The sequence below is a fragment of the Desulfobacterium sp. N47 genome, assembly GCF_051233685.1.
In the GTDB taxonomy this organism is placed as follows: domain Bacteria; phylum Desulfobacterota; class Desulfobacteria; order Desulfobacterales; family RPRI01; genus RPRI01.
Genome location: NZ_JBAMMY010000047.1, coordinates 1 through 5867, shown reverse-complemented (window position 1 = coordinate 5867; position 5867 = coordinate 1). Strand labels below are relative to the sequence as shown.

Annotated in this window: 4 protein-coding genes and 1 pseudogene; 2 read left to right on the top strand and 3 right to left on the bottom strand. The window is 39.7% G+C overall.

Going from position 1 to position 5867, the window contains the following annotated elements; genetic code table 11:
* Positions 1-520: 520 nt before the first annotated feature.
* The gene (locus VXK47_RS02550) at positions 521-2224 is read right to left on the bottom strand and encodes a hybrid sensor histidine kinase/response regulator (protein WP_435547201.1); all 1704 of its coding nucleotides are present in this window, start codon (positions 2222-2224) and stop codon (positions 521-523) included.
* Between the two features lie 4 nt (positions 2225-2228).
* On the bottom strand, positions 2229-3452 hold the full coding sequence (locus tag VXK47_RS02545; RefSeq protein WP_435547200.1) for an FIST signal transduction protein: 1224 nt from the start codon (positions 3450-3452) through the stop codon (positions 2229-2231).
* A 237-nt stretch (positions 3453-3689) separates the two neighbouring features.
* On the opposite strand from VXK47_RS02545, the gene VXK47_RS02540 reads away from it, so the two are divergent.
* Complete coding sequence (locus tag VXK47_RS02540) at positions 3690-4217, top strand: hypothetical protein (RefSeq protein WP_435547199.1); 528 nt, start codon at positions 3690-3692, stop codon at positions 4215-4217.
* 281 nt (positions 4218-4498) lie between these two features.
* A pseudogene (locus VXK47_RS02535) lies at positions 4499-4894 on the top strand (ISAzo13 family transposase); the annotation flags it as partial.
* A gap of 194 nt (positions 4895-5088) precedes the next feature.
* Here the strand turns inward: VXK47_RS02535 and VXK47_RS02530 are convergent.
* A partial coding sequence (locus VXK47_RS02530) for a Na+/H+ antiporter NhaA (RefSeq protein ID WP_435547198.1) occupies positions 5089-5867 on the bottom strand: 779 nt, incomplete at its 5' end.

Sequence of the window (5867 nt, the reverse complement as noted above, 5' to 3'; positions counted from 1 at the left end):
GCTGCTTCATTGCAGACTGCTATAAAATTATGCCACCGGAGTGATCCGGATGGCTCATACTAAGGGGGAGTTTCACATAATTTAAGAAAAAACCAATCAAATATGCGCAGCTACAACCAAAATATCTCATGATGTCCCAAGTTATAGATGTTGGGGAGGCTCCGCGAGCTCACCCAAAAGGGCTCGCTCACCTCCCCAACATCTATAATTTGGAAAGGTACCGGTTACCAAAGAATCAAAGTTTATACGATAATGTAAAGAGAATATATAAATAGCATCAACTATACTTAAATATGCTTAAATCATGCCAATATAATTATATTAATTATATCAAAAAGTTAAATGCATACATATAAAAGGTTCCATATATAAAAAATGATTTTCACGATATATAAGTAGTTGCAGCATGGCATACAGCATAATGTGCTAAATATCGTGAATAAGCCTGGGCAGCTTTAGTGACAGGTTGAAAAAAACAGCGGGAACTTTATAAAAGTTCACTTTTATATCCGATAATACCTTAGTCAGCGAGCACAGCTTTTATTTTTTCAGATAGCACAGCCAGGGTAAAAGGCTTTTGTAAAAATCCGTTAGCGCCTTCGTCAAGAATTTTCTGAACCGGGCCATCAATAGAATAGCCACTGCATACCACAACTTTTTGTTCCGGATTAATTTTTTTAATCATAGAGAAAACATTACCGCCCGTCATATCCTGAAGTCCTATATCAAGCAGTACCAAACCGATATTTCCCTTTTGTTCTTCTACAATTTTAATGGCTTCACTCCCGGTTTTGGCTTCTATTATTTTGTAGCCAAGTTTTTGCAACATTTGACGGTATACATTTATAACCAATTCTTCATCTTCAATAATAAGTATGGTGCCTATGCCAGAGTACACTTTCGCCTCAATATTTTTGTATTTTTTTGTTTGATATTTAATAACCGGAAGATAAATGTGAACTGAAGTTCCTTTTCCTGTCTTTGAATCAACCGTAACCCATCCATTATGGTTTCTTATAATTCCATATACTGCCGCCATTCCAAGTCCGCGGCCCTGGAACTTTGTAGAAAAAAAAGGATCAAATATTCTGCTTAGGACTTCTTCATCCATTCCTTTTCCATCATCTTCTATTGTCAGGCATATATGCTCTCCTGTTTTAGCATGGGGAAAGTCATTGGTATACTTTTTATCAATATTTACTTGCCGGACACTAATTCTGATGCAGCCTTTGCTTTCAAAGGCTTCGGATGAGTTTATCATAATTGCCGAAATCACCAGTTGCATTTGTGTAATATCTGCCATTATTTCAGGCATATCTTTCGGCAAGTCCATTTCAACTTTAATAAATTCTTTTATCGTGGATTTAATAAATGGAAGGGTTTCTTCTATATAGCTGCATAAAGATATAGGTTTTGCCTGATATTTCCCCCCTTGAGCATAGGCCAGCAATTTGTCTGTTAAGCTTGCCATGCGACGAACAGAATTTGTTATTATTTTAATGTATTTATTGTAATTGTCTTTATCAGGCAAACCCATCTGTAAAAGTTCCGTACTTCCTGAGACTGTAAATAAAGCATTATTGAACTCATGCGCAATACCTCCTGCGAGTGTGGCAATGGCCTCTATTTTCCGTGCCTCCTTAAGTTTTGTTTCAAGTATTGCCTTTTCTTCGCCGGCTTTCTCCCTATCTGTAATATCACGGATGAATACCAGCGCCGCCGGTTTCCCGTTAAAGTTAATAACAGAAATAGATGTTTCACAGGTTATTATTGTTTTATTTTTGGCAACTAAATTTATAACAGGCTTTAGTGGCACTGTTTTATTACCTAACAACACCCCTTCCAACAGTATTCTTACCTCTGATTTGTCTTCTTCCCGAATATGCGTATATACGCTCAATCCATTGGTAATGTCCTGTTGCGTATACCCGAAAAGCTTTGTATATGCAGGATTTATCAATTGAACACGGTCATTTTGTATAATAGCAATCGGATCGGGGCTCAGTTCAATAAGATTCTTATATTTTTCCTCACTCTCCTGCAATATATCCTTAGATTTTTTATGTTTTTCAATGAGTTTTGACAGCTCATATATTTCTCTTAAGCGTTTTGTACCGGTTTCTTCGGATAACTTCTTGTAGTATAGAGACTCCTTCTTGATTTCTTCCAATTGCCTTTCAAGATCAGAGCATTTTTCTTTTAAAATTATATTTTCCTCTGTCATTTTCTTAATTCCCTGCTATAACCAGTAAAACCCCTGTCCAGTCCAGCCCCCTGCTTTTATTGAGCAGAGGTGCAATTTCAACACCTGAATAAAAGCCCAACAAGGGTATATCATATTGATTTAGAGTTTTTTGTACCTCGCAAGCTTCCTCGGTTGAAATATTCAGATAATCAGCCGCCCGCCCGGCGCAGTCAATGTAAATTCCTAAAAAAGGTTTTTTTCCGTCTTCAATAATTTGTTCTATTAATTGTCCGGAATTATTTTTTGCAGAAGCTATCATTGTCTCACTATCTCTTAACATGAATTGTATCTCTGTTCCCTTTTTAAGATCCGGTTCAAAAAGGCAGACACCTTCTCCGTCCGGCAAAGCGCCAAGAATCAATCTGTTAACATAATCGGTCTCTTCAGGTTCCTTAAATCTATCTCCGTGGTTGACTCCTATTGTTAATAAACTGACAGGTTTCTGGTCACGCCAGTTCTGATGGCCGTATATATCATCAATCATCTTAACTATCGGTTTATCATCCAGTTCGTAAATTATCGGGCCATCTGTTTTTGTAATCCTGTGATATATCCCGTCCAGCGGGGTACAGCCGTGCATGATTCTGTAATAGGGTTCAAAATCTCCGCTTAGCATGATCCCGGCAACGCTTTGAGTTCCAACATGAAATCCGCAAAACTGATTTGTCGGATTCATATCATAGTCTCCCAGAACACCTGCTCCAATTATTGGTATACCAAGCGAGAGCACTTCTTCAATACCCTCAATTAAGGGCGATGAGGAGTTTAATAGCGGAGGAGCATTGCCGTCTCCGGGTTTTTTTATCGAATCATAAAGCATGAATAAAAGTTTTTCCTGTGTTTTTTGGGGAAATTTTGCAGCAAATCTTTTTCCGGTTTCTTTTTCATCTTTATCTAAACCATTTTCTGATGCAACATGATATCCGATTCCACCTGATTCCACAACAACAGCTCCTGAAGGATATCCTTTATATGACAAATAATTATTTGTGATAATGCCTATTGCCGAACCGCCAATTATCTGTACATCAGCACCCAAAATTTTTCTCATGCCTTTATAAAATTCATTATGATCCATTTGTCCGTGGCAAAATGCCAACGCAAAGTCGGGGCTGCTAAGACCACCTTCGCTAATGGCCTGTCTTGCTATTATTTCTCCTGAAACAAAGGAGTCTTTTTCATTACAATATCCTATTCCTGCTTTCATACACTCTCCAAACCGACTTCACGGACCATGAAATGTTTTACCTGTTTAAACATTTATAAACTTTGGCAATAAATTTTAACAATTGAATTACATATAATTATATGTAAAATATGCAGAAATTACTTTAAGCTCGAACGATATATCTTAATAAAAATTATTGTCAATAAACCATTTACTATCTAAACTTGCAACCAATTTCACTGTATTCATATCAGAATAAAGACAATGAGGGGAAAAATGAAAGGCAGAAAGAACAAAGCATGGCATGAAAAACTACTTGAAATTCGGGAATATACTAAAGAAGGTTACAGACCTGTCGTTGATTTTGAGGCATGGCGGGTCGCTATATTAAATTTCAGCGGTGAACTTTTGCCGGAAAATCTTGAAGCAATGCAGCGTCATAATGAAACGGATGAAGTTTTTGTGCTTTTACGCGGGCGATGTATACTTTTTATCGGTAAAGGAAGTGAAACAGTTGCGGAAATCTATGCGGAAAATATGCAGCCCCTTAAAATCTATAATGTTAAAAAAGCGACCTGGCACACGCATACATTAAGTAAGGATGCCATGGTGCTGATCGTTGAAAACAGGGAGACGACTTTGGATAACTCACCTTTCTGTCCGCTTACACAAGTTCAGAAACAAGCTATAGTTGATGAGACCCGTGTGTTATGGGATGAAGAAAAGCCTGACTTACCTGCTGCACATTCTTCCAAATCCAAGTCAGCTTGCTTTCTTTCCTCTTTGCTGCCTCCCATCCAGTAAATAAGATCATGTTCAACACAACATTTTAACCATACACTATCCGGGCAGTACGAGCAGCCGTCGGATTTAAATTTATTTGGCGGCAATGGCGGCGTCCATTGTTTTTGTAAATATACTTCCTGTTCAAGCTTCTGCAAATTTTGATCGGAGCCGGTGCAGCTAAAAAACAATAAGAAACATAAGAATGGTTGAAGCATGACTTTATACAAAGCGTTCATTATTATTTACTACATCTTCGTCTGAGACAAGAAACAAATCCGGGTTCGTTGCAGCACGCAGGAAGGATAAGGCGGACCGCTGATGGGGGTGGCAGTAATGGCAGCCGCATAAGGCTTTGGAAGCTGGAATTGCAGAAACTTGCTGACGAATTAGGTATGACAATTAATGTTTGTCATTTCCCTCCCGGTACCAGTAAATGGAATAAAATCGAGCATAAGATGTTCAGCTTTATATCGCAGAACCGGCGGGGCCGTCCATTGATCACCCGGGAAGTGGTCGTCAATCTTATCGGCAACACAAGAACGAAAAAAGGTCTTGAGATTACAGCCAAATTAGACACCAATTCCTACAAGACCGGCATCAAAGTCTCTGATGAAGAACTCCGAAAGATTGCTATCGAGAGGGATGGTTTCCATGGAGAGTGGAACTATAAAATAAAACCAAGGCCATTATGCTAAATGTTCAGCTTATATTTTCTAAACCACTAAGTAACTTAACGTTAAAGATTTGAAATTATATGTTTCACATTGTAGCAACTGTTTCTCGCATTTTAACCAATTCAAACCATAGTTCCCAGACTTTTTGTTTCAGGTTTTGTACGACCCGTGATCGATAACGTTCTTCATAGTATTCCTGGCCAGCATTTATATGATTATCCGGATAAAAAATCAATAGGACAGTTTCCCGATTGGACATATCGCGTTTTTGTAGCCAGCAGCAGCCACACTAGACCAATGCTGATAGCGATGACCGAAGAAATCAGAATGCCAAGCTTTGCTGCCTCCAACAGGGTTTGATCGCCGGCAAAGGCAAGCTGGCTGACGAAAAGGGCCATTGTAAAACCGATGCCGCCCAGCCATGCCGCACCGAGAAGATGGCACCACCTGACACCTGACGGCAATTGTGCAATCCCTGCTTTTACGGCAAGCCAGCTCATTCCGGTGATACCGATGAACTTACCCGGAACCAGGCCGATGATGACACCCAAAGTAACGGGATGAACCATCATCTGCACAATATTTAACGTGGGAAAGCGGATGCCGACATTTGCTGCGGCAAACAATGGAATGACCACAAAAGTCACCCAGGGAGATAGCGTGTGTTCAAGTCTTTGAAGGGGTGACTGGACTGCCTTGGCTGCACCCTCTACCTCTTCGGCAATTGCGGCCATGCTATGGTTGCTTAAAGGATGGTCGGAGCAGTCCTCGCTGAGAGTCGTGGCAAGAAATGCTTGCTTGAGTTCCCTGATCCGCATATCGAATTGCAGAGGCGTATTAGACGGTCTGGTGGGAATCATAAGCGCCAATATAATACCCGCAACTGTTGCATGAATGCCTGATTTCAGAAGTGCCAACCATAAGAATATTCCTATAACAGCGTATGGAAGAACATGGCGAATCCCGCCACGGTTTAAGAAGATAAGAACCAAAA